Genomic DNA, 26,216 nt, shown 5'->3' with positions numbered 1-26,216 from the left:
CTATGAGTGAGAATATCATTGAAATCAATCATTTAAGTAAAAAATTCGGCGAAAATGAAGTGCTGAAAGATATTAGCATGACCGTCAACAAAGGGGAAGTCGTAACGATCATTGGTTCCTCTGGTTCAGGTAAATCAACGTTCTTACGTTGCATCAATTTACTAGAAAAACCATCTGGTGGCGCGATCATCTATAACAACGAAAACGTCTTAGAACCTAAATACAATTTACCAAAATATCGAACGAACGTCGGTATGGTTTTCCAATCCTTCAATCTTTTCAACAATATGAATGTCCTGGAAAATTGTATGTCTGGACAAACAACTGTCTTAAAAAGAGAAAAAGAACATGCGCGTAAAGTGGCCATCGAAAACTTAGAAAAAGTCGGTATGAAACAATATATCGAGGCTCGACCTTCTCAACTATCCGGAGGTCAAAAACAACGGGTGGCGATCGCTCGTGCATTATCTATGGACCCTGACGTGATGCTCTTCGATGAGCCTACCTCTGCACTTGACCCTGAAATGGTCGGTGAAGTATTGAATACGATCAAGGATCTAGCTCATACAGGATTGACAATGATCATCGTGACCCATGAAATGGAATTTGCAAAAGAGGTTTCTGACCGAGTGATTTTCATGGATAAAGGTGTTATTGCAGAAGAAGGAAGTCCTGAAGATATCTTCGTTCATCCAAAAGAAACACGTACGAAAGAATTCTTGTCACGTATTTTGAATAACTAATCAAGCTTCAAATCACCCTTAGTATTCAACTAGCCGCAACTTTCTTGAGCAAGGTCTACCTACTCAAAAAGTTGCGTTTTTTCTTTATACGCGTTGTTTTTGTTTACTCTCAATCCATGGGTTGAACTCCGTCACCAACTCGCGTAACATGTGGGTGTGAGAAAAACATTGATCTCAAAGTATCGATGCGTTGGCAACAACTTTTATTTTGAGCGGACGAAAACGCGCCATCTCTTTCTCTCACAAGGTTAGGAGTCGTTTCGTTAGTGTCTAGTAATATTCTAGAGAATTCGATAATTTTCAGAAAATTGTTGCAATTCATCACATAATTTGTTACTTTTAACAAAATACAAAAAGTAAAGGAGTTTTCTATGTCAAAAAAATTATCATTCAAAGAAAATCTATTCATCGGTTCCATGCTATTTGGACTATTTTTTGGTGCCGGTAATCTTATATTCCCTGTCCATATGGGACAAGAAGCTGGCGCTGATATCTTCTGGGCAAATCTCGGTTTTTTAGCTACAGGGATCGGCTTACCATTTTTAGGCGTCATTGCGATCGGCGTTTCAAAGACCTCTGGTGTCTATGAATTGGCGCAACGTGTCAATAAAACCTATGCACTTATTTTTACTGTCTTACTTTATTTAGTTATTGGGCCATTTTTCGCCTTGCCACGTTTAGCGACTACTTCTTTTGAAATTGGCTTAGCCCCTTTTATTCCAGCAGAAAATCAAACATTGTTTTTAGCTATTTTTAGTTTCTTATTCTTTTTGGCTGCTTGGTGGTTCTCTAAACGTCCAACAAAGATTTTAGATTACGTTGGTAAGTTTTTGAATCCTGCATTCTTGATCTTGCTAGGTATCCTGCTATTACTTGCTTTTCTCAATCCACTTGGCTCAGTTGCAGAAGCACCTGTACAACCTCATTATCAAAGCCAAGCATTCTTTACAGGTTTTACGCAAGGCTATAATACGTTAGATGCATTAGCTGCATTGGCATTTGGTATCATCATCGTCACGACGATTCGTGGCATGGGTGTCACAAAGCCTTCTGATATCGCAAGAGATACGATCAAATCAGGGGCAATCAGTATTGTTTTGATGGGAATCATTTATACATTGCTTTCTTATGTCGGAACGATGAGCCTCGGAACATTTCCGATGAGTGCCAATGGCGGTATTGCACTTGCTCAGATCGCTGATCACTATTTAGGCACTTACGGTAGTATTTTATTAGCGTTTATTGTGATCCTTGCTTGTTTGAAAACAGGCATTGGCTTGATCACTGCATTCTCTGAAACATTTACTGAATTGTTCCCTAAACGTAGCTATTTGTTTTTTGTTACAGGAACAAGTTTACTGGCATGTTTAGTTGCCAATGTAGGGTTGACGAATATCATCCAGTTCTCTTTACCTGTCTTGATGTTTATTTATCCATTGGCAATGACCTTGATTTTACTTGTATTGATCGGTCCATTGTTTAAGCAACGCACTTCTGTTTATCGGATGACGACTTATTTCACATTGCTTGCTTCCATCGTAGACGGCTTGAACGCTTGCCCTGATTCAATCAAACAAACAAGTATCGTGAAAGGTATCTTATCATTTGCTGATTCCTACCTGCCATTCTTCTCATTAGGAATGGGCTGGATCACACCAGCATTGATCGGGTTTGTCATCGGGTTACTTTGGAGTTTTTTCAAAAATGAAAAGAATTCTGACTTGATCGTAAACTAACATAAAAAAGTGAAGTTTAACTTTTTGTATAAAAAAATTAACAACTTTGGTAAACTTTCGTCACAAAATATTCACAACTCACCTTTAATATATAAGTATACCAACAAACAACCCTAACAACACTTTTTCATTTTTAACTCCTTTCCTGCTAGCTCCCCGGCTAGCAGGTCCTTTTTTTATTCAGACAAAAAAGAACCAATCAACGCATGTTTCTTGCTGATCGATTCTTTTTCACTCCCCACAATTCGAGCAGTCTTTTTATTCTAGTAGTTCTCCATTTGATGTTGTTACTCGTTTATACCAATCAAAGCTTGCCTTTTTATATCGCTGACCTGTTCCATTCCCCCAGTCGTCAAGATCAACATAGATAAACCCATATCTCTTACTCATTTCAGACGAAGAACAACTGATCAAGTCAATGGGTCCCCATGGATAGTAACCAATAAGCTCTACTCCGTCATATATTGCTTCTTTCATCTGTTCGATATGCTTTCTCAAAAATTCGATACGATAGGTATCATTGATCGTATTGTCTTCATTTAATGTCTCATAGAAGCCCATGCCATTTTCTGTAATCATAAGCGGTAATTGGTAGCGATCATAGTACTCATTCAAGGCAATTCGTAACCCAATCAGATCAATCGCCCAACCCCAGTCGTTTGCCTCCAAATATGGATTTGGTGTAGCAGGTTCTTCCTGATCAGAATGCTCATGATGAATCACACGTGTGTAGTAATAGGAGAAGGAAACAAAATCAACAGTATGACTAAAATCAGCCTCATCCGTCGCTCCAAATTGGATATCGATCTCATTTTCTTCGAAGAAACGGTAAGCATATTTAGGGTACACACCACGAACAAGCACATCTGAGTAAAAATATTCCATTTGATTCATCTTCAATGCACTTAAAACATCTAATGGATGACATGTCGCTGGATATACATTTCCATAATAAGACATCATGCCGATTTGGAACGCTGGATTGATCGCTTTTCCCTCTTTGATCGCTCGGGCACACGCCACCAACTCGTTATGAACTCCTTGATATTTTGCTTGTTTCAAGTTTTCTACACGATCTGCTGGAATTCCTAAGTGATTGAATGATTCATGTGTAATAAGATTCATTTGATTGACCAATATCCAATAAGTGACTTTCCCTTGATATCTCTCAAATACCACTCGTGCGAATCGAACAAAGAAATCGATCAATTTTCTGTTAGACCAGCCATTATACTCTGTAGTTAAATGAAGCGGCATTTCATAATGAGAGAGCGTAATCAAAGGTTCCATTCCATTCTCAATAATACAATCAATCAACTCATCGTAAAAACGCAATCCTTCCTCATTCGGTTCCTCTTCGTCCCCTTTAGGGAAAATCCGAGCCCAACTGATGGACGTTCGAAATGAGTTCATTCCTGTTTCTGCTAACAATGCTAGATCTTCACGAAATGTATGATAAAAGTCAATTCCTGTACGTTTAGGATAGCGACCTTCTGTATCATTCAATGCAAATGTAATATCTTCAGTCGTTATTTCTTTGTTGCTTTTCTTTTTAATATCAATATCATCTCTAAAGCGATTGATATCTGCGACACTCCAACCTTTGTTGCCTTCTAAATAAGCACCTTCAAGTTGATTGGCTGCCACAGCACCGCCCCAAAAAAAATTATCAGGAAATCTCTTAGTATTTTTTTTCATATCGTTTCCTCTCACTTTTATCTATTTTATGATTTTTTTATACTTCTTCTTGCCCTTCTTCAATCAATAGCTTTCGTTCATATGCTTTAAAGAACGGATAGTAGATCCCTAGATAAATGATAAAATTGACCAAAACTAACATGGCTCCGCGAATACTTGCTGTTGCAATAACTGCTGAAAATATGCTGGGAACTGTCCACACAGCAGCTAATGGATAGGCCATACCTGGGACTATATTAAAAATAAAAGCAAAGTATGTCACAAAGGTAGTGATAATCGGTGCTAACGCAAAAGGAATCGCTAAAGCAGGATTAAGCACGATTGGTAAGCCAAATAATAGTGGTTCATTGATATTGAAGAACCCTGGAATAAAACTTAACCGCCCTAATTTCTTTAAAAATTTAGACTTAGAAAGACACATCAATAGACAAAGCGCCAGCGTTCCTCCGCCCCCGCCGATCCAGATAAATGTAAAAATAAATGGTTGCACACCAATATGCGGAATTGCTTCGCTTGCTTGAGCCGCCGCCATATTTGCTTCGGAATTGACTAACCAAATCGGCAACATGATCGTCGCTAAAATTTGCGGATGAATCCCAAACAGCCACATCACACATGTTAAAGTGACATAAATCAATGGAGCAGCTAAAGAATTTGATGAAACACTTAACAACGGTGTAATCGCATCAGCAACTAAAGTGTTGATATCAAAACCAAGTAAATGAACAATGATCCAGACGATCGTCATAGAAAAAAATACAGGAATAATCACTTCGAAACTACTGCTGACATTCGTAGGTACTTGTTCAGGTAGTTTGAAACCAATATTATGTTTTTTACAGATCTTCATACATTCAACTGCTAAGATTGCTGTCAAGATACTAGAAAACATGCCTTCTCCGCCAAGATATCGCGTAGAAATAAAGCTTCCTTCTTCTAAAAAAGTAAAACTCAACGTTGTAAAAAAAGTGAACAATGCAGAAATCCCACCAGCCAAGCTGTCCATCTGGTAACTTTGTGCTAAGCGAGCCCCAATACCGAAAGTTGCATAAATCGATAGTAATCCCATACTCATATGAAATGGCAGATACAATTTAGCAACTAAATCAGGTTGATTCCCCATAAAATCAACATAAGCTTGCGGCCATGGGATAGAAGGAATCAATAAAAAAATCGATCCGATCACAGTAATTGGGATCGTTGCGATAAGGCCATCGCGTACTGCACTTAAATGACGTTGATTTGAAAGTTTCATCATAGGGGGCATAACTTTTGTTTCAATAAATCCCATCAACTTATCCATAACTCGTTCCTCCAAAATTTTCTAAGATATATCTTGATTTAAATGTAAACGGTTTCTATCTATTAAACAATAAAAGCCATTTTCCAAAAATGGAAAATGACTTTTATTATTACTCCTTTTTCAGGCTCATGATCAAAAAAATCATCCATAGATGCAGCACTTTTTGCGAATAATAGTTAGAAGCCAACATAGGGGAAATCTCTTTAAAAAGAACGACCTCCTCAAATAAATTATTTTGATCAGCTCTTTCACTGAAGGTCAGTAATATTTTTTTACAAGTAGTATCTTGGAGCAAGTAGCTTTTTTTCTCTACCCATTCCCTCGTAAGGTTGATAATGAAACATACATCCGTTTCTAGTAGTACTTGTTTGATCAACTGATCCTCTGCGTTTCGATTCACTTCAAAAACAAGATAACCCATTTGACTAAGTAATTCCCTCAATAAATTAACTACTGTAAAAGAGTAACTGTTACCTAAAATGGCGACTCTTTTTTTTAGTTTGATCTCTTCCGCAATTCGCATACATTGCTCACTATCAAATTGTTCGAAGATATTTTTTTGGACAGTATACTCATGTTGCAAAAAACGATCCACCATTTCCGAAAGTTCACTTTTAGTATCGATTCCACATAAAATCCCTTCGTGTATCTTACTGGATAAATCATACTCTTGGATAAAGTAATTATCTAAATCACAACGCATCTCCTTAAAGCTAGTGTATCCGAGTTTCTTACAAAACTTAGTGATACTAGCTGGTGTTGTCTGCGCCGCATAAGCAATTTCTTCAATATATATATTAGGAAATTCATCAATTCGCTCGATGAGTACCTTAGTGATCAAGAAATTCAAATCATACTTTTTACATTTAAAGAGATGTTCGTTTAATCGAATATATACCTGACTTATTGTTTTCACTTTCATCCACCCTAACAAAAAAACGCTTTCATTCATTTACTCCAAACTTTCAAGCGATTATTGCTCTTTCATATAATATATAAAAAAATCAATCTAAGTATAACCTAGATTGATTCTTATATCATGATTCAATTGTTCAGTAGTTAATTACAAATCTGACAAAAGATTTTATTTAGATAATCGCTCTTGATCTCCCGTCGGTGAAAGACTGGTGATTTTTTCGATTTGTTCAATTGGTACGATTCGAATTTGTTGTTCTTTGTTTTGCAAACGAATCATCACTCGATCATTTTCAACAGTTTTTGTTGCTACCCAACCAGAAAATGTTTCATACTTATTGCTTAAAGGATTTACGCGTACTTGTAAGATCACTAAACTATTCTGAGCTGCAGCTTTCTGAAGTTCGAGAATGAACTCACCTTGTAACCGTACATTCTCAGCTTTTTCTTCTGTGTCATTCACAAATGAATCAAAAAGTTGAAACGAAGTATTAGTCACTAACTTTGTCAGTTTCTTCATTGGTGATACTGTTTCTTCATCCATTGAATGTACTCCTCTCCTAGCTAAGAATATGTTACTTAATTACTCCTATTTTATCTAATTTTTCTTAAAAAAACAAGAATATAGTTTATTTTATTCCAACTTTTAGTTAAAATAACCAAAGAACACAAGCGTTATTTTATATCGTTTTCTAACCATAATTCCAGCCATTTTTCCAAGCCTTCATTGATCAATCGATAGGTTTCTTCAAAGTTATTTGTGTAATATGGATCAGGGACATTTTGTGCTTCTTTGCCCATGACCGGACTCAAAAATAGTTGGATTTTGTCTTGTGCCTCAATAGGCGCTAATTGCTTTAGATCAGCGACATTTGATTGATCCATGCCAATGATCCAATCAAAATTCTGGAAGTCTTCTCGACGTACTTGGCGGGCAATCATCTGACGCGTATCCACGTGCTCTTTTGCCAATATAGCTTGGGTACCAGGATGAGGAGCACTACCTACCTCATAGGTACTCGTTGCAGCAGAATCAATGACGAAGGAATCCGCCAAATCTTTTTCTGCCACTTTCTTTTTTAATAACCCTTCTGCCATGGGTGAACGACAAATATTTCCCAAACAAACAAATAATACTTTCGTCATAGCAATCTCTCCTTTTTATTCCTACTTGATGGAATCGATGAAAAGGTCATTCGTCTCTTGTTTCCATTTCTTCTTCCAGTGCATACAACCGATACGAATACAATTCGGTATCTTTGGCTAAACGAAAGAATTGCATCGCTACTTCTAAAGGTGTTTCTGTATAGCCTTGTGTGATCCAGTTGACTAGGACACCACTACAGCCATAAGAGAAGAAGCGGGCATAAAATAGTTTATCTTTCGAAGTGAGTTGCTTTTCTTCATCCATCTGCTCAAATATTTTGATAAATGAGGGCTGGATCAACGCAGAAAATTGCTTTTGTAGAATCTCCTGTTCAGAACTGACGGTACTTGAATAGAAAGGTTTATTTTCAGCAATGGCTTTTAACATCAACAATGCTTGTTCTTCCCAATTGTCGAGAGAAAGTGATTCTGTTTTTAGGTAATGCAGCGAATCTTCATAGTAGACCCAACGCAATAAATCATACTTATCAGTGAAATGATAGTAAAAGGTTTGTCGATTGATGCCTGCTTCTTGTGCGATCTGTTGCACACTGATTTTACGAAAAGGTTGTGTTTCGCACAGCGACATCAAGACTTTTTTGATCATTTGTTTTGTATGTGACGCATCTCCCACATCGATCCCTCCCATCTCTTCAATCAATTTTCTAGTATTTTCTCTTTATTATAGAAAAAAAGGTTACACTTGGTAGTCATATCCAAAGTGTTCGTAAGCATAAGCGGTAGCGATCCGGCCACGAGGGGTACGTTTCAAAAAGCCCTTTTGGATCAAGAAAGGTTCGTACATGTCTTCGACCGTTTCACGTTCTTCTCCGATATTAACAGATAATGTACTCAATCCTACTGGTCCGCCGCCATATAGCTCGATCATCGTACGCAACAATTTTTGATCGACATAATCCAATCCCGCTTGATCGACCTGTAAAAGTGTCAATGCACGGTCAGCAATCAATTGGTCGATCTTTCCGTCTCCTTGTACTTGAGCAAAATCACGCACTCGTTTTAGTAGTCGGTTAGCAATTCGTGGTGTCCCACGAGAACGGCGCGCGATTTCTAATGCACCTTCTGTAATGATCTCTGTTTGAAAAATATCAGCAGATCGTAAAACAATTTCTCTTAGGTCTTCTTCTTCATAGTATTCCATATGCGAAATGATCCCGAAACGGTCACGTAAAGGGGCAGAGAGCATCCCTGCGCGAGTCGTTGCACCGATCAAAGTGAACGGTGGTAACGGGAAATGAACGGGGTGAGCGGTCGGCCCTTGCCCTACCATGATATCTACATAGAAATCTTCCATTGCTGAATAAAGCATTTCTTCTGCCACACGAGGTAAGCGATGGATCTCATCGATAAACAAGACATCCCCTGCTTCTAGCTCATTTAAAATCGCCACTAGATCTCCAGGTCGTTCGATTGCTGGACCACTCGTCGTACGGATATTTACTTGCATCTCGTTGGCAATGACCATAGCCATCGTTGTTTTCCCTAATCCTGGAGGACCATATAACAAAACATGATCTAACGGCTCTTCTCGATTACGAGCAGCTTCGATATAGATACTTAATTCTTGTTTTACTTTATGTTGACCGATGTATTGGGCAAGTAATTGAGGGCGTAAAGATTTTTCTAAACTTAATTCATTCTCACCGGGTTCTGGTGAGAGAAGATGTTCATCTGTCATCAAGCGTCCTCCTTACTTTTTCATCATCAATTTCAATGCTTGTCTTAAATATTCATCCGTTGTTTGATTATCGATTTCTTTGAGTTGTTTTTCCACACGTTTGATTTCACGGTCACTGTAGCCAAGAGCCGATAAAGCTTCCATTGCCTCTGATAAGGCACTTGCATCTTGCTCAGTTACTTCGTCAAATAAAGTAAATGGTGTGTCGATACTCAATTCGCCGAACTTACCTTTTAAATCCAAGATCATTTGTTGGGCGGTTTTTTTACCTACACCAGGGAACTTCGTCAAATAAGTCACATCGCCGGTCTCCACTGCTTGGATCAAGCCAGAATGGTCTTCGCTTGCCATGATCGCTAATGCACTTTTAGGACCGATGCCTGATACACTGACTAATCGTAAAAACAATTGTTTTTCTTCAAGCGAATCAAATCCGTACAGCAAATGTGCATCTTCACGAATGACTTGATGAATATAGATCTTTACTTCTTTATCTAACTTACTGCTATACCGATAAGGGTTGCCTAACGCAATCTGATAGCCTATTCCTTGCGTTTCTATCACGATATAATACGGACTGATAAAAGTCACGATGCCTCTTAGATATTCATACATTGAAATTTCCGTTGCCAAAAATCTATAAATATCTATAACCAACTATAATAGTTGTCAGATTGATGTTTGTTTCCTGTTTCTACGTGCCCGATTTTGCCCATTGCTCGCTACTCTCGTTTGTTCTAACACTCCACAGGCGTCAATTCGGATACAACGAATCCTACATATCTACGTTTTTCGTTTCAGTAGAAGCTCATCGATCAAGCAATATAACTAGCTAAATTTAAACTTGCAAGATAATCTCTATCCGCTGTATAACCGCATTCTTCACAATGATAGGTGCGGTCAGACAATTTCAAATCTACTTTCTTATGCCCACATTCATGGCATAGTTTGGAGCTTGGATAGAATCGATCCGCTTCTACTAATTCAATGCCGTAATCTTCACATTTATACTGTAGTTGGCGTTTGAACTCATAGAACTTTTGTTGTGCGACTGATTTCGCTAGATGCTTATTCTTCATCATTCCTCTTACATTCAATATCTCGACAACGATTTTCGATGGCTTGGTTTTCACGATCTCTGTCGTTGTTTGATGGATGTAGTTCTGACGAATATTCGCTAGTCTTCGATGTATATACCGGATTTCCTTTTCTAATTTATAGATGTTACACGTTTTGACAAATCGGTTTCCCTCCTTATTCATTTCATATTTTCGAGAAACTGTACGCTGTAACCGACGTAGTCGTTTCTCAATCTTTTTCACTTTTTTTGTTTTATTAATATTTTTGTAGACTCTTCCATTAGAAACAGTCGCTAAGTCTTTGATACCAAGGTCAATCCCCAGTGTCTCACCTGTTAAGTGCTTTAATGGTTGCTCTTTATCAATTCCAACTGAAAGATACCAATACTTTCCATCAAAACTAACTCGTGGATTAAAATACTTTGTATTCCTTGGGATTTGTTCGTTGGTTTTTACCCAACCGATTTTTTCAAGTAAAACTGATTTTGTTTTCACTTTCAGCTTGATGTTGTCATTATAAAAAGCTGGTTTCGTCTTCTTTCTTAACTTGAACCGTGGCTTTTCAACCTTTAAACGACTTTTTCCTATCCTACCACCAAACCATTTTTTATAGGCATCGCAAGCATCTTTTACTGCCTGTTTCGCAATGTTATTGGAAACATCGTTCAGCCAAGCATACTTAGGACGCTTTTTGATTTTAGTAATATGCTTTCGTAAATGATTGTTGACGATAAATTTTCCGCCAAATCGATGATTCATTTCTTGCATCTTTAGTGTCCAGTTAAATATCCAGCGAGCTGTCCCGCTTGATTGCCACAGTTTTTTTTCTTGCTCTTTAGTTGGTCGTAGTCTGACTTTTTTGGCTCGTATCATCTTTCATCAATTCCTTAATCATTTTCTTCGCTTTATTTGCTCGATTTCCCTGCCATATTTATTGCAAAGGTTATCAATAAGCTCATACTCGAAACGAATGAACCGGTCTTTGTATAGAATGACTACCTTTTCTATTTCTCCGTTGGTCATTCAATCGATCAACTGATTTAACCCTTCGGATATCCTCGCGCAATCATGTAAGTTTTTACATTCTCAATCTGACGTTCTAAGTCATCTTTTTGTTTGAACTTCCTCTACAATAGCCAATAATTTTTCGCTTAGGTTTCTTTCAGCAATTCCTAAAAATTGATTTCGTTGTTCTTCAGAATAATAACGAGTACCACCTTGCGAAATATGAGCAGGTGTCAATTCACCTTATTTATCCCAGTTTCTTAAGGTTTGTGATGTTACGATTCTCTGTTTTTCAAATTATCCTATTGAGTACATAGCCATCGTTTTTTACCCCAATATGAGCATCCTACATATCGATAATAAAGACTACAGATTTATAGATCATTATAGATACTAATTAACTGTTGTTACCCTCTTTCTTTCGCACACATACGTTCCCATATTTCTATCCATTGTAGCATACTTTGCGATTTAAAAAAAGTATTCCCGAAAACAGAACTACGAGTTTAGATCTTTGATAAAGACCCAAACTCGTAGTGTATTCCATCTGTTTATTAACGATTGATCGAGGCATGTCCAATCATTTCTTCATGTTGTACTTTGCCTGATTTACTTAATGAAAAATCAGCCACTTTATCCATGTTTGTTAGCACAACTAAGACATCTGTTTGTTTACCAGCTTGTTCAACAGCAGCAAGATCCATCTCTGCTAATTGCGTGGTTGGTGAAACTAGATCTCCTTCTTTCACCAAAACATTGAACGGTAACCCTTTCAACTCAACGGTATCAAGCCCCATATGAACAAGAACTTCTACACCCGTTTCACTTAAAATGCCGATTGCATGTTTTGTTTCAAACACACTAGTTACTTTACCATTGACTGGCGCATAGATTTTTTGATCGTCAGGAACGATCGCATAGCCTTCACCCATCATTTTTTGTGAGAAAACTGGATCATTCACGTCTGTAATTGCTTTGATTTGTCCGTCTGCAACGGCGAATAGCTCTTCATTTGCAGTAGCAACAGCAGCTGTTCCTGTTGGTTCGAAGTTTTGTGTAGGAATCGACACACCTTCTGCAGTTTGTAAGACACTTACTTCTTCTGGATTGACTGGATCTAATTTATTCAAGATCCCTTTACGTCTAAAGACTACTGTTAAACCAAATGGCACGATGATTGCGATGATCATTGCAATCGTGAATGGCAACCAAGTTTGTGCTTGGATTGCTAAGATTCCTGGCAAGCCACCAACACCAATAGCATTTGCTCGAACATCCATCAAGTTTGCAAACATCCCTGCAACACCAGAACCGATCATTGCAGCTACAAATGGATAAACATATTTCAAGTTGATCCCAAACATTGCTGGTTCCGTTACCCCTAGATAACAAGAAATCATCGCTGGGATAGAAACTTGTTCTTCTTTCTTATTGCCACGGTGCAAGAAGATGATTGCTAGTACAGCAGATCCTTGTGCAATATTTGATAAAGCGATCATTGGCCATAAATTAGTTGAACCAAAGTCAGCAATCAGCTGCATATCGATCGCATTTGTCATATGGTGCAAACCTGTGATAACTAATGGCGCATATAAGAAACCAAATAATGCACTGAACAACCAGCTGATCGATGAAGTCAATCCAGTATTTACGATAGATGAAATCCAGTTACCGATTGCCCAACCGACTGGACCTAAAACCACATTAGCAGCGATAACTGTTGGTAACAGTGAGAATAGCGGCACGAAAATCATTGAGATCGATTGCGGAATATACTTGCGGAAGAAAATCTCTAAATAGGCAAGCAAGAATCCGGCAAGCATCGCTGGAATGACTTGCGCTTGATAACCAATCATTTGTACTTGTGCAAAGCCAAAGTCCCAAAACGGAATATCTGCAGCGGCAGTTGATGCGACACTATAGGCATTTAATAATTGCGGTGAAACCAAAGTAATCCCTAAAACAATTCCTAAAATCTGTGTCGTTCCCATTTTCTTTGCAATACTCCAAGTAATCCCTACAGGTAGGAAATGGAAAATCGCTTCTCCTGGTAACCATAAGAATGAATTGACACCATTCCAAAACGTAGAACTTTCTGCAATCGTTCCACCTAAACTCTCAAATTGGATACCTTCCAACACATTACGAAATCCTAAAATCAAACCCCCAACAATGATTGCTGGAATCAATGGTGTGAAGATTTCAGCTAGAACTGCAATTGCTCGTTGCAACGGATTAAGATTCTGTTTTGCCGCCGCTTTACTTTGTTCTTTTGAAACGCCTTCAACTCCTGATACCGCAACAAAGTCATTATAAAATGTTGATACATCATTCCCGATGATCACTTGGAATTGACCGGCATTGGTGAACATTCCTTTTACACTGTCAATCTCTTCGATCTCAGCTTCATTTGCTTTTGCAGGGTCATTTAAAACAAAGCGCATACGTGTCGCACAATGGCTAACTGCAGCGATATTTTCTTTCCCGCCGACTCCTTTTAACAGCTTCTCGGCATCTGCTTGATATTTCCCCATAACATAAACCCCTTTCATTCTACTTGTTTATACAAGTTGCTTTGTACTCACACTATAATGTTTTTCTTAACAAATTGCAAGCGTTTTATGTTAAAAAAGAAAATAATTTGAAATCGCTCTTATCCCTGTCATAGAAACATCGATCTTCTGTCTAAGTCCAGTTTGAAATCTACATATAGCTGTAGTATAGTGAATAAGCGAAGAATGAATGATTGACCAAAGGAGAGGAACGATGAATAAATTCAATGAAATTTTTTTAGACTTAGAAAAGAAAATCTTAGACAAAGAGTATCCTCCTCATACTTTATTACCCAGCGAAAATCAATTGATCAAAATCTATGGTGTTTCACGGGAAACAATTCGTAAAGCACTTAATCTATTGACGACAGAAGGATATATCCAAAAGAAACAAGGAAAAGGATCGATTGTTTTAGACCGAAACCGTTTTGATTTTCCGATTGCTGGACTAACAAGCTATAAGGAACTTCAAGAAAATCAACATATCCCGAGTGAAACGATCGTACAAACACTGGAAGAAACAGTGGTCGACAAAGAATTACACAAAGTGACCGGTTGGCCAGTCAATACACCTGTCTGGCATTTAGTCCGTCAAAGAAAAATCAATGGCGAAGTCGTCATTTTAGATCGGGACTATTTATTAAAAGAAACCGTTCCAACTTTGACTAAGGAACAAGCAGCCAATTCGATTTATGAATACTTTGAAAATGAGCTAGATCTCTCCATTGCCTATGCTCAAAAAGAAATCACCGTCGAACCAATCGATGCCAGTATCTCGGAGTCTATGGATCTCCACGACGATCCTTACGTCGTGATCGTTCGCGGCCTTGTTTATTTAGAAAATACTGAATGCTTCGAATACACTGAATCGATCCACCGCCTCGACAAATTCCGTTTCGTGGAATTTGCACGGAGAAGAAGGTTGTGAGAAAGCCGGGTAGCTCCAAGTAATAAACCAAGACCTGAGAAAATAGTTTCCCATATTTTTTCAGGTCTTGGCTTATTATCGTAGGAGTTGGCTTTCGAACACCGTTTAACAGGTTGTAAAAGAAGCGATTAGCACTACGGCACAAGACAGAAAAAACGAGCGTGTTTTCTACTGTTCGTTAAATTTCCGCTAAATCGCTAGGCTATCCTCCCTACTTAAAGCAGATTGTTTGCTTCTATTTCAGATGGCAGTATGATTAGGAGACAAAGGGGGCATTAGCAATGAGTAAACCAACCGACACAAACAAAGAGGATTTAAAAGAAACATTATCTCCGATTTCTTATGCAGTGACACAAGAAAATGCGACAGAACGTCCATTTACCGGAGAATACGACGACTTTTATGAAAAAGGGATCTATGTCGATATCGTTAGCGGCGAACCACTTTTTAGTTCTGCGGAAAAGTATGATGCAGGCTGTGGCTGGCCGGCATTTAGCCAACCAATCAGCAGAAAAGACATCAAAGAAAAAGCGGACTTTTCTCATGGGATGCACCGTGTCGAAGTAAGAAGTAATGAAGCTGACTCTCATCTCGGACATGTGTTTAATGACGGTCCCGCAGATAAAGGCGGCTTACGCTATTGTATCAACTCTGCGGCTTTGAAGTTTATCCCTTATGAAGAGATGGATGCTGCAGGTTACAGCGAATATAAATCAATTGTCGAATAAATTGGATGTAACTGAAGTACACTATTAAAAAATAATCAGCCCGTACCTCCCGAAATTGTTCTAATTTGGAGGTGCGGGCTTTTTTTGAAGAAAAGACTTCTGGAATACCGACTATTCAGTTTCAGAAACCACGATATATCTACTATTACCGTCGCTTTTTTTTATACTTAATATTCATGCCCACGGAGATTTCCTACTTCCTCAAAACCAGCGGCGTTCCCCTTTTGATGAAAAACTTCCTGCTTGTTTTTACGGAAAATCAAGGTCATCTCTGTGCTCGCTTTTTCACGGATGATCCGACTCATCTGACCTTGTTGTGGTGCCATCAGCGGATGTCCCTCTTTTGCTAAGACTTGGATTTCTAGTTCAAGATTTTTTTGCTTTATTCGAATGATCAGGTGATCCTCTTCACGAAAAATAGCCGAAATCTTAGCTCCATCATATGTGGACAAACGATATTCTTCCCCACCGATTTGTAAAACCGAAATGATGCCTAAAAAACCAAAACCTAAAAATGGAATCTCAGCTGCGGAGAAGAAAAAACGAGCATCCGAGGCAACAAACTGATTGCATTGAACCCATAGGTAGGTAGCAGGAAATGAACTTCCCCAGTCCTTTTCCAAATAGCCGACACCATCTGTAAAATCAATCGTTTCTCCATTCCATCGCAACTCTCCTTTTAACGAATGTTTCATGCTTAAAATGCCATGATAACATTCCATAAAAGATAAATACGAGAAAGGACCCATGATGCTTGGCGCGTAGCGACTTCTTTTCAATGGAATAAATTCCCCATAAGAAATCGTTCCTTCTATTGTCAATGACGGGCTCCGTAAAGCCAGTGTGATCCCTTCCTTACTAAATGTATTCTCACCGATTTTGACAAATAAACGATCTTCGCTTGCCATAAATGCTTCACTGTCAAAATGAAATACTTCCGAAGATTCGTGATTGATCACTTGGATAAACGGGCACTTTTCTCCTTGTTCTCCGATCGAGTAGCCCGGAATAAATGCATAAACTTCATTACCTATTTGATGCTTGAAATACCAACCTTCAAAAAACGGCGCTTTTTTCGTTTCGCCATGATAAAACTTATCCGTTGTAATCACCTTGTCCACTCCCCTCAGATAAATTAAGTTTACCATGTTTTTTTATAGCTTCTAGTTGATACGCTTGAACCGAGGGCGTGGCATAAAATCATTCAATTTATCAGTATACGAAAAAACACACGCCCCGCTTGGTGACAGACGGATCGTGTGTTTTTCTCATTTTATTCATTAAGACAAAATATCTGCCCATTTCTTCAATGCTTGATTGACTGCGCCGATCGGAAAGCCAACGATACTGTAATAATCGCCAGAAATCGACTCTACAAAAGCCCCTGCGTAACTTTGAATGCCATACGCTCCCGCTTTATCGCGATGATCGCCAGTTGCTAAATACCGTTCGATCTCTTCTTCGGTCAACTCATAAAAAGTAACTGCCGCATGGGAAAGAATGTGTTCTTCTTGAGTTCCGTCACTTAGTACAACGGCTGTGTAGACATCATGGGTGTCTCCACTAAATTTGCGTAACATCCGTTTTGCGTCTTCGTCATTCTCTGGCTTTCCAAGAATTTCGTCTCCTAAAACCACGGTGGTGTCACTGGCAATAACTAACGCTTCTTCGTTTTCCTCTTGAACAGCCGCCGCTTTTTCTGCCGCCATCCGTTGGACATAAGCAATCGGGTCTTCTTGTAGCTGAGGTGTCTCGTCGATGTCTGCTGGTTGGATCGTAAATTCGGACACTAATCGACCGAGTAATTCTTTTCTTCTAGGCGATTGCGATGCCAATATTATTTTCATCAAAAAACTTCCTTTCGAGCCTCATCGATCAATGCGGGTCTTGGATTCGTTTGAACATTCGTTCCATATCTGAATTCGTAAAGTGGATCAATACCGGACGACCGTGCGGGCAATTGAATGGATTCTCACATTTTGCCAAGTCTTTTAATAATACTCTTGCTTGTGCTTCATTTAAATAGTGATTCGCTTTGATCGATCGTTTACAGCTCATCATGATCGCCGTTGCTTCTCTGAATTTCTTCACACTCACTTCACCAGTCGTCAATAACATATCGATCATCCCTTGAATAATCGCTTCTTCTTCTCCACTTGGGTACCATGTCGGGTGCGCTCGGACGATAAAACTATTCTGGCCAAATTCTTCCAGATAGATTCCTGCCTCTTCCAATAGTTCCTTTTTCTCTTTTAACTTGATGGCATCACTATTGGGATAATCTAAAACAAAAGGAACGAGTAATTCTTGTAAATCATCTGAAACATCACCGATTTTTTCACGGAAATATTCATATTTGATCCGCTCTTGCGCAGCATGTTGATCAATGATGTATAATCCTTCATTGCTTTGCGCAAAAAGATAGGTTCCGTGCATCTGTCCAAAGTATTCAAGCTGCGGAAACCGTTGTGTGGGTACTTCCTGCTCGATCTTATCAATGGCTTTTTCTAAACTACGACTATCTTGAGTCAGATCAAATTCGGGATGCAGTTTGAGTTCTTCTTGCCCACGATCAAGTTCTGCTTCACTTTCTTCCACTGGATCGTGTGGTTCTTCATAGTTATCAACAGTGGATAAATCAATTGCTTGAAAGTTATCCACTGTTTTTTCTACAAAGTTATCAACACTTTCACCAGAGTTATCCACCGTTTTCTCCTCTTTTTCTGGATAATTCAGTGTATCTTCAGAAAAAACAGGGAGGTTTTCAACATTTTCCACAGACTTATCAACAGGTTGTATCGTTTTTTGTGGATTTTCTTCAACGTAAAACGTGCCCGTTTGTCGGTCAAAATTTAAACTTTGTGGTTTCTTTGTTGGTTCCTCGAACGCATAAGAAAGATCGATTTCGATTTGTTCCGTTTTCGGCTGATCTGCGATTTTTTTCTTAAAGCGAAGATTATCTGCTGCACTAGGAATCAGATTTTCTTGACTTAGCGCTTGTTGGATCGCTTGTGTGATCAGTTCGGTCAGTTCTTTTTCCTTCGATAAGCGGACTTCTTGCTTCGTTGGATGGACATTCACATCGACAAGTAACGGGTCCATTTTGACTTCTAACACAGCGATAGGAAAACGCCCCACCATTAGTTTCGATCCATAACCGGCCACGATAGCTTTATTCAATGAAAAGTTCTTGATAAAACGACCATTGATGATCGTCGATAGGTAATTCCGACTCGCTCGAGTGACTTCTGGTAAAGAAACGTACCCTGAAACTTCAAAATCAAGATCTTTTGCTTCGACTTTTAACATTTTTTTCGCTGTCGAAAGTCCATAGATTCCTGCAATCGTTTGTTTCAAGTCTCCATTACCAGCTGTGGCGAGCATCTTATTGCCGTCATGAACTAAGCGAAAGGCGATGTTAGGATGACTCAACGCCAGTCGATTGACGATATCCCCTATATTGGCTAATTCTGTTTGCAACGTCTTGACGTATTTTAACCGTGCTGGTGTGTTGAAAAACAAGTTGCTCACTGTGATCTTGGTGCCTTGTCTTAATGGTGCAGGGCGATGCGTCAATACTTCCCCACCTTTTAATTCAAGATAGGTCCCTTGTGTTTCTTCTTGGTTTGCTGTCTCGATCGTCAGCTCCGAGACAGACGCAATACTAGGAAGAGCTTCCCCGCGAAACCCTAATGTCCGAATGCGAAACAAATCATCACGGTTATGGATTTTACTCGTCGCATGTCGTTTAAACGCATTTTCAACATCGTCTGCTAAGATACCTTCCCCGTTATCGATGATTTGGATTTTTTTCAAACCGGCTTCTTCTACCAGAATATCGATTTGAGAGCTATGGGCATCAATGGCATTCTCAACAAGTTCTTTCACAACAGAAGCTGGTCGTTCAACCACTTCTCCTGCTGCGATTTGATTGGCTAAGCGTTCGGATAATTCCTGGATTTTCGCCATTGATCAGCACCTTCTTCCTATAATTGTTTTTGTAATTCGTACAATTTATTCAACGCATCCATTGGGGTCATTTCTAAGAGATTCAATTGTTTCAACGAAGAAATGACCTGAGTTTCAGCTTCCGTCACTTCGCCAAATAAGGACAATTGTTGACTCTCTTCGTTGACATAATGCGTTTCTTGATCTGTTGGTGTCATTGAATAGTCACGTTTTTTCGTGACAGATGCTTCAAGAGCAGAGACATGATGTGTCGTTTCCCCTGACTCTAAAAAGGCTAAGATCGCAGATGCACGTGTCAATAATTCATCTGGCAGTCCCGCAATCTTAGCTACATGGATCCCGTAACTTTTGTCTGCTGGACCGTCCATCATCTTGTGTAAAAACACGACGTCGCCATCTTTTTCGACTGCCCCGACGTGGACATTTTTCAATTGTGGTAATTCTGTATCAAGCACCGTCAGCTCGTGGTAGTGCGTAGAAAATAATGTTTTGGCTTTGACGTGTTGATGGATATACTCGATGATCGCCTGTGCTAATGCCATCCCATCATAGGTTGCTGTTCCTCGACCAAGTTCATCAAATAATATCAAACTATTTGGTGTCGCATGACGCAAGGCTTGGTTGGCTTCCATCATTTCTACCATAAAGGTACTTTGTCCCGCAATCAAATCATCACTCGCACCGATCCGAGTGAAGATCCGATCAAAAATCGGCAACACTGCTTTTTGTGCAGGAACGAAACAACCCATCTGTGCCATCAAGACCGTCAATGCTAATTGACGCATATACGTACTTTTACCAGACATATTTGGCCCAGTGATCAGCAAGATCATCTCTTCTTCTGACATGATCACACTATTGGGAATGTATTCTTGATGCCCCAACACTTTTTCTACCACCGGATGACGTCCTTCTTCGATCACTAGCGTCTTTTGGTTCGTCAATTCTGGACGGACATACTGATAGCGTTCACTGATCATCGCAAAGCTTTGCAAGACGTCCACAGTACTCAATGATTTTGCTAAGGTTTGCAATGGCTGGATTGCTTTTTTCACTTCTTCTCGAACGGCTAAAAAGAGTTGATACTCCAAATCGACTGATTTTTCTTCAGCTTCTAAGATTTGTGTCTCTAATTCTTTTAATTCAGGTGTGATAAAACGTTCCGCGTTTGCTAACGTTTGTTTTCGTTCATATTTTTCCAGTTCAGCATTCATCAGGTTGGCTTTCGTAATTTCAATGTAGTAGCCAAACACTCGGTTAAAGCCAACTTTTAAATTTTTGATCCCTGTACTTTGACGCTCTCTAGCTTCCAATTCTGCTAACCATTGTTTGCCATTTCTCATCGCAGAACGATAGGTGTCTAACTGTTCATTAAATCCGTCTTTGATGACATTTCCTTCGGTGATCTGTAAAGGCGGCTCATCTTGGATCGCTTGTTCGATCAGTTCAACCAATGTATCCATCGGTTGCATATCTTGCAACAACTCTGTCCATTGCCCTTTATCGATACCTGCGATCAATTCACGGATCATCGGCACTTGCTGAAGCGATGTTTTTAATTGGATCAAATCTCGACCATTGACATTGCCAAAAGCGACTCGCCCAGCTAAACGTTCCAGATCATAGACTTTCGTCAACGCACTCTGCAAATCAAGCCGTTCAAAATAACTATCGATCAGCGATGCCACCATTTCTTGGCGAGCAGTGATTTGATGGGATTGGATCAACGGGCGATCGAGCCATTGTTTTAATAAACGTCCACCCATCGCTGTTTTTGTTTCATCTAATAGCCATAGTAGCGTGCCATGTTTTTTTCCTGTACGGATCGACTGACTTAATTCTAAATTGAATTTAGAATAATAATCCATTTTCAAAAAATGATCCGGTTGATATTCGACCGCTTTTTGGATATGTGCCAAACTTCTTTTTTGCGTGACTGCTAAATAAGTCAGTAATTTCCCAGTCGCTTCTTTTTCTAATTCATCCGTCAACTCACTCGTTAGAAAACTGAATTCCGCATTTTCTTCTACACTTTCTTGTTTTGAGAAGACTAAACCAAGTCTAGTGCTTAGTTGTTCATATAATGTTTCGCTGATCTCTGTTCCTAGAATCAGTTCTTTTGTTTGTAAAGCAGAAGTTTCATTCAAAACAGCTTCTTCATCGACCAAACGAGCCGTTTTTAGCTCGCCTGTACTCAAATCTGCGTAGGCAAAACCAAAAGCAGAACCCTGATTGACCACTGCCGTCAGGAAATTGTTGTCTTTGGCTGATAGTCCTTTACTATCCATCACTGTTCCAGGAGTCACTAATTGCACGACTTCGCGTTTGACCATTCCCTTGGTCGTTTTAGGATCTTCGACTTGTTCACAAATCGCCACTTTGTATCCTTTTTCGATCAAGCTATCGATATATCCTTGCGCCGAATGATGTGGGACACCACACATTGGGATAGGATCATCTGCATTACGATTGCGGCTTGTTAAAGTCAGTTCTAAGATTTGCGCTGCTTTGACAGCATCTTCGTAAAATAATTCATAAAAATCTCCGAGACGATAGAACAAAAAAGCATCTTGGTATTGTGCCTTGATGCTTAGATATTGTTCCATCATCGGAGTGTTCTTAGTTTTTTGAGGCATTTTGCTCCTCCTCTATATACTCATTGATTTCATTTTGGATCATTTGAGTCAAATGGTGCAACAACTCATTTGCTTCCATCAATTGACGGCGATAAGCAATCACTAAAGGATATTCATCGATTGCTTGCGTCAAGACCTCGATTCGTTTGATGGCTTCTTTTTCTGCTTCTTTTTGTCCGTAATGCGCATATTGTACGGCATCTTTTTGTGCTTGCTTCAATGCTTCTGTTTGTTCATTCAAGTAATGACTATGTTTGACTTTATGTTCCAATTCTTGATAGCGTTTGATCGTTTCATTCTTTTTTAAAAGAGTCGCCAACTGATCGACTTCTAATTGGATCGTCATTTCATCCTGCACAGATTTTCTCACTTTCTACTCTCTATAAGGGCGGTCTTCATTGATTTGGATCAATTCGATTGCTTTCGCTTGCCCCGTCTGGTCGTCAATATCTAAGATACAGCCACTTAAGATTCCTCGACCTTGTTCTACTACTTCAAAACGTTTTGGTAACGCCGTTAAGAATTTTTCAATGACCGGTTCACGGCGCATCCCTAAAATCCCATCATATGGTCCTGTCATACCAACATCCGTCAAATAAGCCGTTCCTTGTGGCAAGATACGCGCATCATTCGTTTGAACATGGGTATGTGTACCGACCACCGCAGACACTTTCCCGTCTAAAAACCAACCCATCGCTTGTTTTTCACTCGTTGTTTCTCCGTGAAAATCAACAAAGATGATCGGTGTTCTTTTACGAGCTTCTTCGACTAACTCGGCCATTTTACGAAATGGATCATCTAAATCAACCATAAATGAACGAGCTTGCATATTGATGACTGCTAGCTCCAATTGATTGACTTTGACAAAGACAATCCCTTGTCCAGGCGTTCCTTCTGGAAAATTTGCTGGACGAACCATTTTTTTCGCATCATCGATAAATTCAAAAATATCCCGATTGTCCCATGTATGATTTCCCATCGTTACGACATCTACGCCATCTTGCAGAAACTTCTTATAGATTTTCTCTGTGATCCCACGACCAGATGCCGCATTCTCACCATTAACGATCGTCATTTGTGGACGATATTTTTTCTTCAAACGAGGGAGATATTCTGTGATCATTTCTCTACCCATCGCACCTACTACATCACCAATAAACAATACCCGCACACGATTTCCTCTTCTCTTCTAACGTATCTTATATTATAAGTGTTTTAGTAAAGAAAGGAAAGAGGTTGTAATAGAAGCTGTTTTCTAGAATATCAAGAAAGGTAATTTGGAACTAGCTAGCAACAGCTTTCCCTCTCCTTATCTCTAACTATGTAAATTGATCAAAATTTATTTTTTATTCTTTTTACTAAGTAAACAATAGACAGGGCTAAACCTATGAAGAGCATGAACCAAAACAGAAATTTAAAAACTAAAACTAAATAAAAGACGATGTTCCCCATGATATCACCTCCCGAAAAAAGATTGTTTTCAAAGAAGGAACAAAGTAACTATCTGATGATATGCTAAGAAAAAAACAGAGGACATCCAATCAGAAAATTCTGTTGCATGTCCTCTGTTTTGCTAAGCGCATTGTCGAAGTATTTCTTTGACCTAAATCAAAGCTAATTCTTTCAAAGCCTTCCAAATACCATCTTGATCATTCGTATCTGTGACCATTTTTGCTTCTGCTTGGACTTCTGGTACTGCATTGCCCATTGCGACGCCAATACCAGACATACGCAGCATTTCACGATCATTTTGTCCATCACCAAAACTGATGACGTCTTCTGGCGCAATCCCCACTCGGTTCGCCAGGTTCATAATCGTTACCGCTTTTGAACCATCGTGCGGCACCACATCGACACTATTTTCGTGCCAGCGCACAAAACGGATACGATCGTAAGCACTGAATTGTTGGTCATAAGAGTGATCAAAGAAAGCTAATGCTTGATACACATCCTGTTTTTCAACAAAGTCTTCATCCAATTCTGGTAAATGCGCACCAAATGAATGCATCGCATCTTCCATCATATCGATACGATTAGATGAAAAGCGTTTGATTGAATCCAAACTAACAAATGCGGTATCGATAGCCTTTTCTTGTGCTTCTTGAATAAATTGGTGTAACTGTTCTTCATCCAGCAAATTTTTGTAGACTTGTTCATGATCCAAAAATCCGGCTGCACCGTTACATAGAATATAATTGCTAAATGCTAGATCACGGATAACTTCTTGTGCGTGAAAGCGACTACGCCCTGTAGCAATCGTCACTAAATGTCCATCTTTACGCAGTTTTTCCAAGGCTTCCCTTGTACTATCCAACGCTTGCTTGTTGGAGTCTAACAACGTGCCGTCGATATCAAAAGCAATTAATTTGCGTGTCATTCTATCTCGCCTCTCTATAAATACTTACTTGCTTCTCTCGTTGCAAGTTTGCTTAATTCTTTCGTCAATTGTTCTTTTACCCAAAGTGGATTTGTTTTACTATAATCTCGCAGCGCCCAACCAATGGCCTTTTGAATAAAAAATTCCTTTGTTGAACGATCTGCATCAATCGCCCGTTCAAGTAAAGTGACATCTGTCTGCTCTTTAAAACCTAGTTGTAAGGTAATCGCAATGCGTCTCAACCAAAAGTCTTCTTGACCTTCAAATAACTGGAAAACAGCTTCGATTTCTTGATGAAGTTTCCCCCATGTACTGTAGACTTTTTGCCATGAATCAATGCTGTCCCACCATTCCTTCTGTGAGACAAGTTCACGCAACCATACTAGATTCTCAAAAGAGAGTCGTTTGACGTTCTTCTGGACTAGATCGATCGCTAAATATTGATATTCACGCTCTTCTCGTGCATAGTAATCAGCTACTAAAGAAAGTAGTTCAGGAACAGGTAACTTCTGACTTTCTTTCATTAATGATTTCTGTATCAATGCTCTTTCTGGCTTAGGCACACCAGCAAAGCGGAAATGATGTTTCATATAAGCTTCCATCTGTACCGCTTTTTCGGTGTTTTTAGGAAATATGATTTTCTCCAAAACACTTCCTCCCTTTTAGAGGTACCTCTTAGTCAACATAAGATGATTTCGATTGATTCAACCATGCATAGCCTAAACCAATCACTAATCCTCCACCAATATAGTTTCCAATCAAAGCAAACGTTAAGTTGTGGATGATATTGCCCACTGTCATCGCGTCCATGTGTCCGCCTGAAACGAAATAAGCTAATGTAAATGCTGGGAAATTGGCGATAACGTGTTCATAGCCTAGAAAAGCAAAAATGAAAATAATGAAAACAATTGCTAAGACTTTCCCCGCATCATCTTTCATTCTCATACTGATCAATACCGCTGTATTTACTACAATGTTGGCAAACATTGCTTCCACTAAAATTGTCATCGTCGGTTTCGTCAATTTGACTGCGATCGACTCTAACATATAATTATCCATCGGCAGATCTTGGAATGGTGTAGTCAAAGAAACTAAAAAGCCAAATAATACCCCACCGATCAAGTTAAATAAAATACAAGTAAACAGAATTTTTGCAGCTAGTCCTAATTTTAATCGCTTACGTTGGACCCCAACTGACATATAAAGCATATTTGAGGTACCAAGTTCAGCATTCATGTATAAAATCATTACTAACGACCAACTAAACATAAACGCATAAAGCATCTTTCCAAAGCCATGAGCAATATGCTCACCTTTGATCGCAATCGAAAAAGCAACAGCGGTTCCAAGTGTCAAGAACAAACTAGCTAATACAGCACGCACAGCATAGCGGGCGTAACTATTTTCGATCAAATCAACTTTCTTTTCGATTGATGCTTCAATCTTTTCAAACAACGGTGATACTGGGTTCATCTCTTTTCTCCTTTAAGATTTGTTCAATTATTTTCATGCTTTTGGCATATACCCTCTTATTCTATAGACAGAGTCGAGGTTTGTAAAGCTTTTTTGCTACTTATTCGCTTGACATTGACCAGTCATATCGCTTATACTGTTATTCGTGTAAAATAATGCAGCAGAAAAATAATAACTCGTCCCTAGTTTGTTGCCCCGCTTCGGGTTCAATTGTGTAACCGCGGCTGCA

The 26,216-nt window shown here is 39.1% G+C and carries 23 protein-coding genes and 1 pseudogene; 4 read left to right on the top strand and 20 right to left on the bottom strand.

The genetic code is table 11. The annotated features are described in order from the left end of the window. Positions 1 to 2 precede the first annotated feature (2 nt). Both IGL24_RS00920 and brnQ read left to right on the top strand, forming a co-directional pair. Positions 3 to 743, top strand: coding sequence for an amino acid ABC transporter ATP-binding protein (locus IGL24_RS00920; protein WP_206854444.1), 741 nt, complete (start codon positions 3 to 5; stop codon positions 741 to 743). A 371-nt stretch (positions 744 to 1,114) separates the two neighbouring features. Next, positions 1,115 to 2,479, top strand: a complete 1,365-nt coding sequence (brnQ, locus tag IGL24_RS00915; RefSeq protein ID WP_207114873.1) for a branched-chain amino acid transport system II carrier protein — start codon at positions 1,115 to 1,117, stop codon at positions 2,477 to 2,479. A gap of 258 nt (positions 2,480 to 2,737) precedes the next feature. On the opposite strand, the gene IGL24_RS00910 is transcribed toward brnQ, so the two are convergent. From IGL24_RS00910 to treP, 11 genes and pseudogenes are all read right to left on the bottom strand, one after another. Next, the gene (locus IGL24_RS00910; RefSeq protein WP_207699271.1) at positions 2,738 to 4,177 is read right to left on the bottom strand and encodes a glycoside hydrolase family 1 protein; all 1,440 of its coding nucleotides are present in this window, start codon (positions 4,175 to 4,177) and stop codon (positions 2,738 to 2,740) included. 37 nt (positions 4,178 to 4,214) lie between these two features. Beyond that, a complete protein-coding gene (locus tag IGL24_RS00905; RefSeq protein ID WP_206854450.1) occupies positions 4,215 to 5,480 on the bottom strand; it encodes a PTS sugar transporter subunit IIC in 1,266 nt (421 codons plus the stop codon). 109 nt (positions 5,481 to 5,589) lie between these two features. Beyond that, positions 5,590 to 6,432 (bottom strand): MurR/RpiR family transcriptional regulator, encoded by an 843-nt coding sequence (locus tag IGL24_RS00900; protein ID WP_429968372.1) that lies wholly within the window; start codon positions 6,430 to 6,432, stop codon positions 5,590 to 5,592. A 132-nt stretch (positions 6,433 to 6,564) separates the two neighbouring features. Continuing rightward, positions 6,565 to 6,939 (bottom strand): hypothetical protein, encoded by a 375-nt coding sequence (locus IGL24_RS00895; RefSeq protein WP_206854454.1) that lies wholly within the window; start codon positions 6,937 to 6,939, stop codon positions 6,565 to 6,567. Positions 6,940 to 7,070: 131 nt separating this feature from the next. Further along, positions 7,071 to 7,541 (bottom strand): low molecular weight protein-tyrosine-phosphatase, encoded by a 471-nt coding sequence (locus tag IGL24_RS00890; protein ID WP_207699272.1) that lies wholly within the window; start codon positions 7,539 to 7,541, stop codon positions 7,071 to 7,073. A gap of 46 nt (positions 7,542 to 7,587) precedes the next feature. Next, positions 7,588 to 8,190 carry a TetR/AcrR family transcriptional regulator gene (locus IGL24_RS00885; RefSeq protein ID WP_242542668.1) on the bottom strand — a complete coding sequence of 201 codons (603 nt, stop codon included), beginning with the start codon at positions 8,188 to 8,190 and terminating at the stop codon, positions 7,588 to 7,590. 48 nt (positions 8,191 to 8,238) lie between these two features. Further along, the gene (ruvB, locus tag IGL24_RS00880) at positions 8,239 to 9,240 is read right to left on the bottom strand and encodes a Holliday junction branch migration DNA helicase RuvB (protein WP_104871807.1); all 1,002 of its coding nucleotides are present in this window, start codon (positions 9,238 to 9,240) and stop codon (positions 8,239 to 8,241) included. Positions 9,241 to 9,252: 12 nt separating this feature from the next. After that, on the bottom strand, positions 9,253 to 9,855 hold the full coding sequence (ruvA, locus tag IGL24_RS00875; protein ID WP_207699273.1) for a Holliday junction branch migration protein RuvA: 603 nt from the start codon (positions 9,853 to 9,855) through the stop codon (positions 9,253 to 9,255). Positions 9,856 to 10,055: 200 nt separating this feature from the next. Beyond that, positions 10,056 to 11,192, bottom strand: coding sequence for an RNA-guided endonuclease InsQ/TnpB family protein (locus IGL24_RS00870; protein ID WP_207699274.1), 1,137 nt, complete (start codon positions 11,190 to 11,192; stop codon positions 10,056 to 10,058). Continuing rightward, positions 11,155 to 11,606: pseudogene (locus IGL24_RS00865) on the bottom strand (MerR family transcriptional regulator). The gene IGL24_RS00870 and the pseudogene IGL24_RS00865 overlap by 38 nt, the downstream one beginning before the upstream one ends. 272 nt (positions 11,607 to 11,878) lie before the next feature. Then, positions 11,879 to 13,858, bottom strand: a complete 1,980-nt coding sequence (treP, locus tag IGL24_RS00860; RefSeq protein WP_207699275.1) for a PTS system trehalose-specific EIIBC component — start codon at positions 13,856 to 13,858, stop codon at positions 11,879 to 11,881. A 232-nt stretch (positions 13,859 to 14,090) separates the two neighbouring features. Between treP and treR the strand changes: the two genes are divergently transcribed. Together treR and msrB are read left to right on the top strand one after the other, a co-directional pair. Further along, positions 14,091 to 14,804, top strand: a complete 714-nt coding sequence (treR, locus tag IGL24_RS00855; protein ID WP_207699276.1) for a trehalose operon repressor — start codon at positions 14,091 to 14,093, stop codon at positions 14,802 to 14,804. 281 nt (positions 14,805 to 15,085) lie between these two features. Beyond that, on the top strand, positions 15,086 to 15,532 hold the full coding sequence (msrB, locus tag IGL24_RS00850) for a peptide-methionine (R)-S-oxide reductase MsrB (protein WP_206854472.1): 447 nt from the start codon (positions 15,086 to 15,088) through the stop codon (positions 15,530 to 15,532). A gap of 167 nt (positions 15,533 to 15,699) precedes the next feature. Here msrB and IGL24_RS00845 read toward each other — a convergent pair whose 3' ends face one another. From IGL24_RS00845 to IGL24_RS00805, 9 genes are all read right to left on the bottom strand, one after another. After that, on the bottom strand, positions 15,700 to 16,644 hold the full coding sequence (locus IGL24_RS00845; protein WP_207699277.1) for a tocopherol cyclase family protein: 945 nt from the start codon (positions 16,642 to 16,644) through the stop codon (positions 15,700 to 15,702). Positions 16,645 to 16,812: 168 nt separating this feature from the next. After that, positions 16,813 to 17,379 carry a Maf family protein gene (locus IGL24_RS00840; protein ID WP_207699278.1) on the bottom strand — a complete coding sequence of 189 codons (567 nt, stop codon included), beginning with the start codon at positions 17,377 to 17,379 and terminating at the stop codon, positions 16,813 to 16,815. Positions 17,380 to 17,407: 28 nt separating this feature from the next. Continuing rightward, positions 17,408 to 19,501, bottom strand: coding sequence for a DNA mismatch repair endonuclease MutL (mutL, locus tag IGL24_RS00835; RefSeq protein ID WP_206854482.1), 2,094 nt, complete (start codon positions 19,499 to 19,501; stop codon positions 17,408 to 17,410). 17 nt (positions 19,502 to 19,518) lie between these two features. Next, positions 19,519 to 22,107 (bottom strand): DNA mismatch repair protein MutS, encoded by a 2,589-nt coding sequence (gene mutS, locus IGL24_RS00830; RefSeq protein ID WP_429966354.1) that lies wholly within the window; start codon positions 22,105 to 22,107, stop codon positions 19,519 to 19,521. 13 nt (positions 22,108 to 22,120) lie between these two features. Next, positions 22,121 to 22,495 carry a YlbF family regulator gene (locus IGL24_RS00825; protein WP_206854776.1) on the bottom strand — a complete coding sequence of 125 codons (375 nt, stop codon included), beginning with the start codon at positions 22,493 to 22,495 and terminating at the stop codon, positions 22,121 to 22,123. Positions 22,496 to 22,510: 15 nt separating this feature from the next. Further along, complete coding sequence (locus IGL24_RS00820) at positions 22,511 to 23,308, bottom strand: TIGR00282 family metallophosphoesterase (protein WP_206854486.1); 798 nt, start codon at positions 23,306 to 23,308, stop codon at positions 22,511 to 22,513. Positions 23,309 to 23,740: 432 nt separating this feature from the next. Then, complete coding sequence (locus IGL24_RS00815; RefSeq protein ID WP_207699280.1) at positions 23,741 to 24,514, bottom strand: HAD family hydrolase; 774 nt, start codon at positions 24,512 to 24,514, stop codon at positions 23,741 to 23,743. A 14-nt stretch (positions 24,515 to 24,528) separates the two neighbouring features. Further along, the gene (locus IGL24_RS00810) at positions 24,529 to 25,161 is read right to left on the bottom strand and encodes a DNA alkylation repair protein (protein WP_206854490.1); all 633 of its coding nucleotides are present in this window, start codon (positions 25,159 to 25,161) and stop codon (positions 24,529 to 24,531) included. Between the two features lie 28 nt (positions 25,162 to 25,189). Beyond that, positions 25,190 to 25,987: a formate/nitrite transporter family protein gene (locus IGL24_RS00805; RefSeq protein ID WP_206854492.1), complete on the bottom strand. Its 798-nt coding sequence runs from the start codon at positions 25,985 to 25,987 to the stop codon at positions 25,190 to 25,192. Between the last annotated feature and the right edge of the window lie 229 nt (positions 25,988 to 26,216).

It is taken from the genome of Enterococcus sp. DIV2371, assembly GCF_050498525.1.
GTDB classification, from domain to species: domain Bacteria; phylum Bacillota; class Bacilli; order Lactobacillales; family Enterococcaceae; genus Enterococcus_B; species Enterococcus_B mangumiae.
The sequence above is the reverse complement of the archived record's forward strand: the minus strand, read 5'-3'. Positions and strand labels throughout refer to the sequence as shown.

Coding starts and splice junctions, on each gene's coding strand:
- IGL24_RS00920 (WP_206854444.1), top strand. CDS start 3: ATGAGTGAGAATATCATTGAAATCAATCATTTAAGTAAAAAATTCGGC.
- brnQ (WP_207114873.1), top strand. CDS start 1,115: ATGTCAAAAAAATTATCATTCAAAGAAAATCTATTCATCGGTTCCATG.
- IGL24_RS00910 (WP_207699271.1), bottom strand. CDS start 4,177: ATGAAAAAAAATACTAAGAGATTTCCTGATAATTTTTTTTGGGGCGGT.
- IGL24_RS00905 (WP_206854450.1), bottom strand. CDS start 5,480: ATGGATAAGTTGATGGGATTTATTGAAACAAAAGTTATGCCCCCTATG.
- IGL24_RS00900 (WP_429968372.1), bottom strand. CDS start 6,432: ATGAATGAAAGCGTTTTTTTGTTAGGGTGGATGAAAGTGAAAACAATA.
- IGL24_RS00895 (WP_206854454.1), bottom strand. CDS start 6,939: ATGGATGAAGAAACAGTATCACCAATGAAGAAACTGACAAAGTTAGTG.
- IGL24_RS00890 (WP_207699272.1), bottom strand. CDS start 7,541: ATGACGAAAGTATTATTTGTTTGTTTGGGAAATATTTGTCGTTCACCC.
- IGL24_RS00885 (WP_242542668.1), bottom strand. CDS start 8,190: ATGGGAGGGATCGATGTGGGAGATGCGTCACATACAAAACAAATGATC.
- ruvB (WP_104871807.1), bottom strand. CDS start 9,240: ATGACAGATGAACATCTTCTCTCACCAGAACCCGGTGAGAATGAATTA.
- ruvA (WP_207699273.1), bottom strand. CDS start 9,855: ATGTATGAATATCTAAGAGGCATCGTGACTTTTATCAGTCCGTATTAT.
- IGL24_RS00870 (WP_207699274.1), bottom strand. CDS start 11,192: ATGATACGAGCCAAAAAAGTCAGACTACGACCAACTAAAGAGCAAGAA.
- treP (WP_207699275.1), bottom strand. CDS start 13,858: ATGGGGAAATATCAAGCAGATGCCGAGAAGCTGTTAAAAGGAGTCGGC.
- treR (WP_207699276.1), top strand. CDS start 14,091: ATGAATAAATTCAATGAAATTTTTTTAGACTTAGAAAAGAAAATCTTA.
- msrB (WP_206854472.1), top strand. CDS start 15,086: ATGAGTAAACCAACCGACACAAACAAAGAGGATTTAAAAGAAACATTA.
- IGL24_RS00840 (WP_207699278.1), bottom strand. CDS start 17,379: ATGAAAATAATATTGGCATCGCAATCGCCTAGAAGAAAAGAATTACTC.
- mutL (WP_206854482.1), bottom strand. CDS start 19,501: ATGGCGAAAATCCAGGAATTATCCGAACGCTTAGCCAATCAAATCGCA.
- mutS (WP_429966354.1), bottom strand. CDS start 22,107: ATGGAACAATATCTAAGCATCAAGGCACAATACCAAGATGCTTTTTTG.
- IGL24_RS00815 (WP_207699280.1), bottom strand. CDS start 24,514: ATGACACGCAAATTAATTGCTTTTGATATCGACGGCACGTTGTTAGAC.
- IGL24_RS00805 (WP_206854492.1), bottom strand. CDS start 25,987: ATGAACCCAGTATCACCGTTGTTTGAAAAGATTGAAGCATCAATCGAA.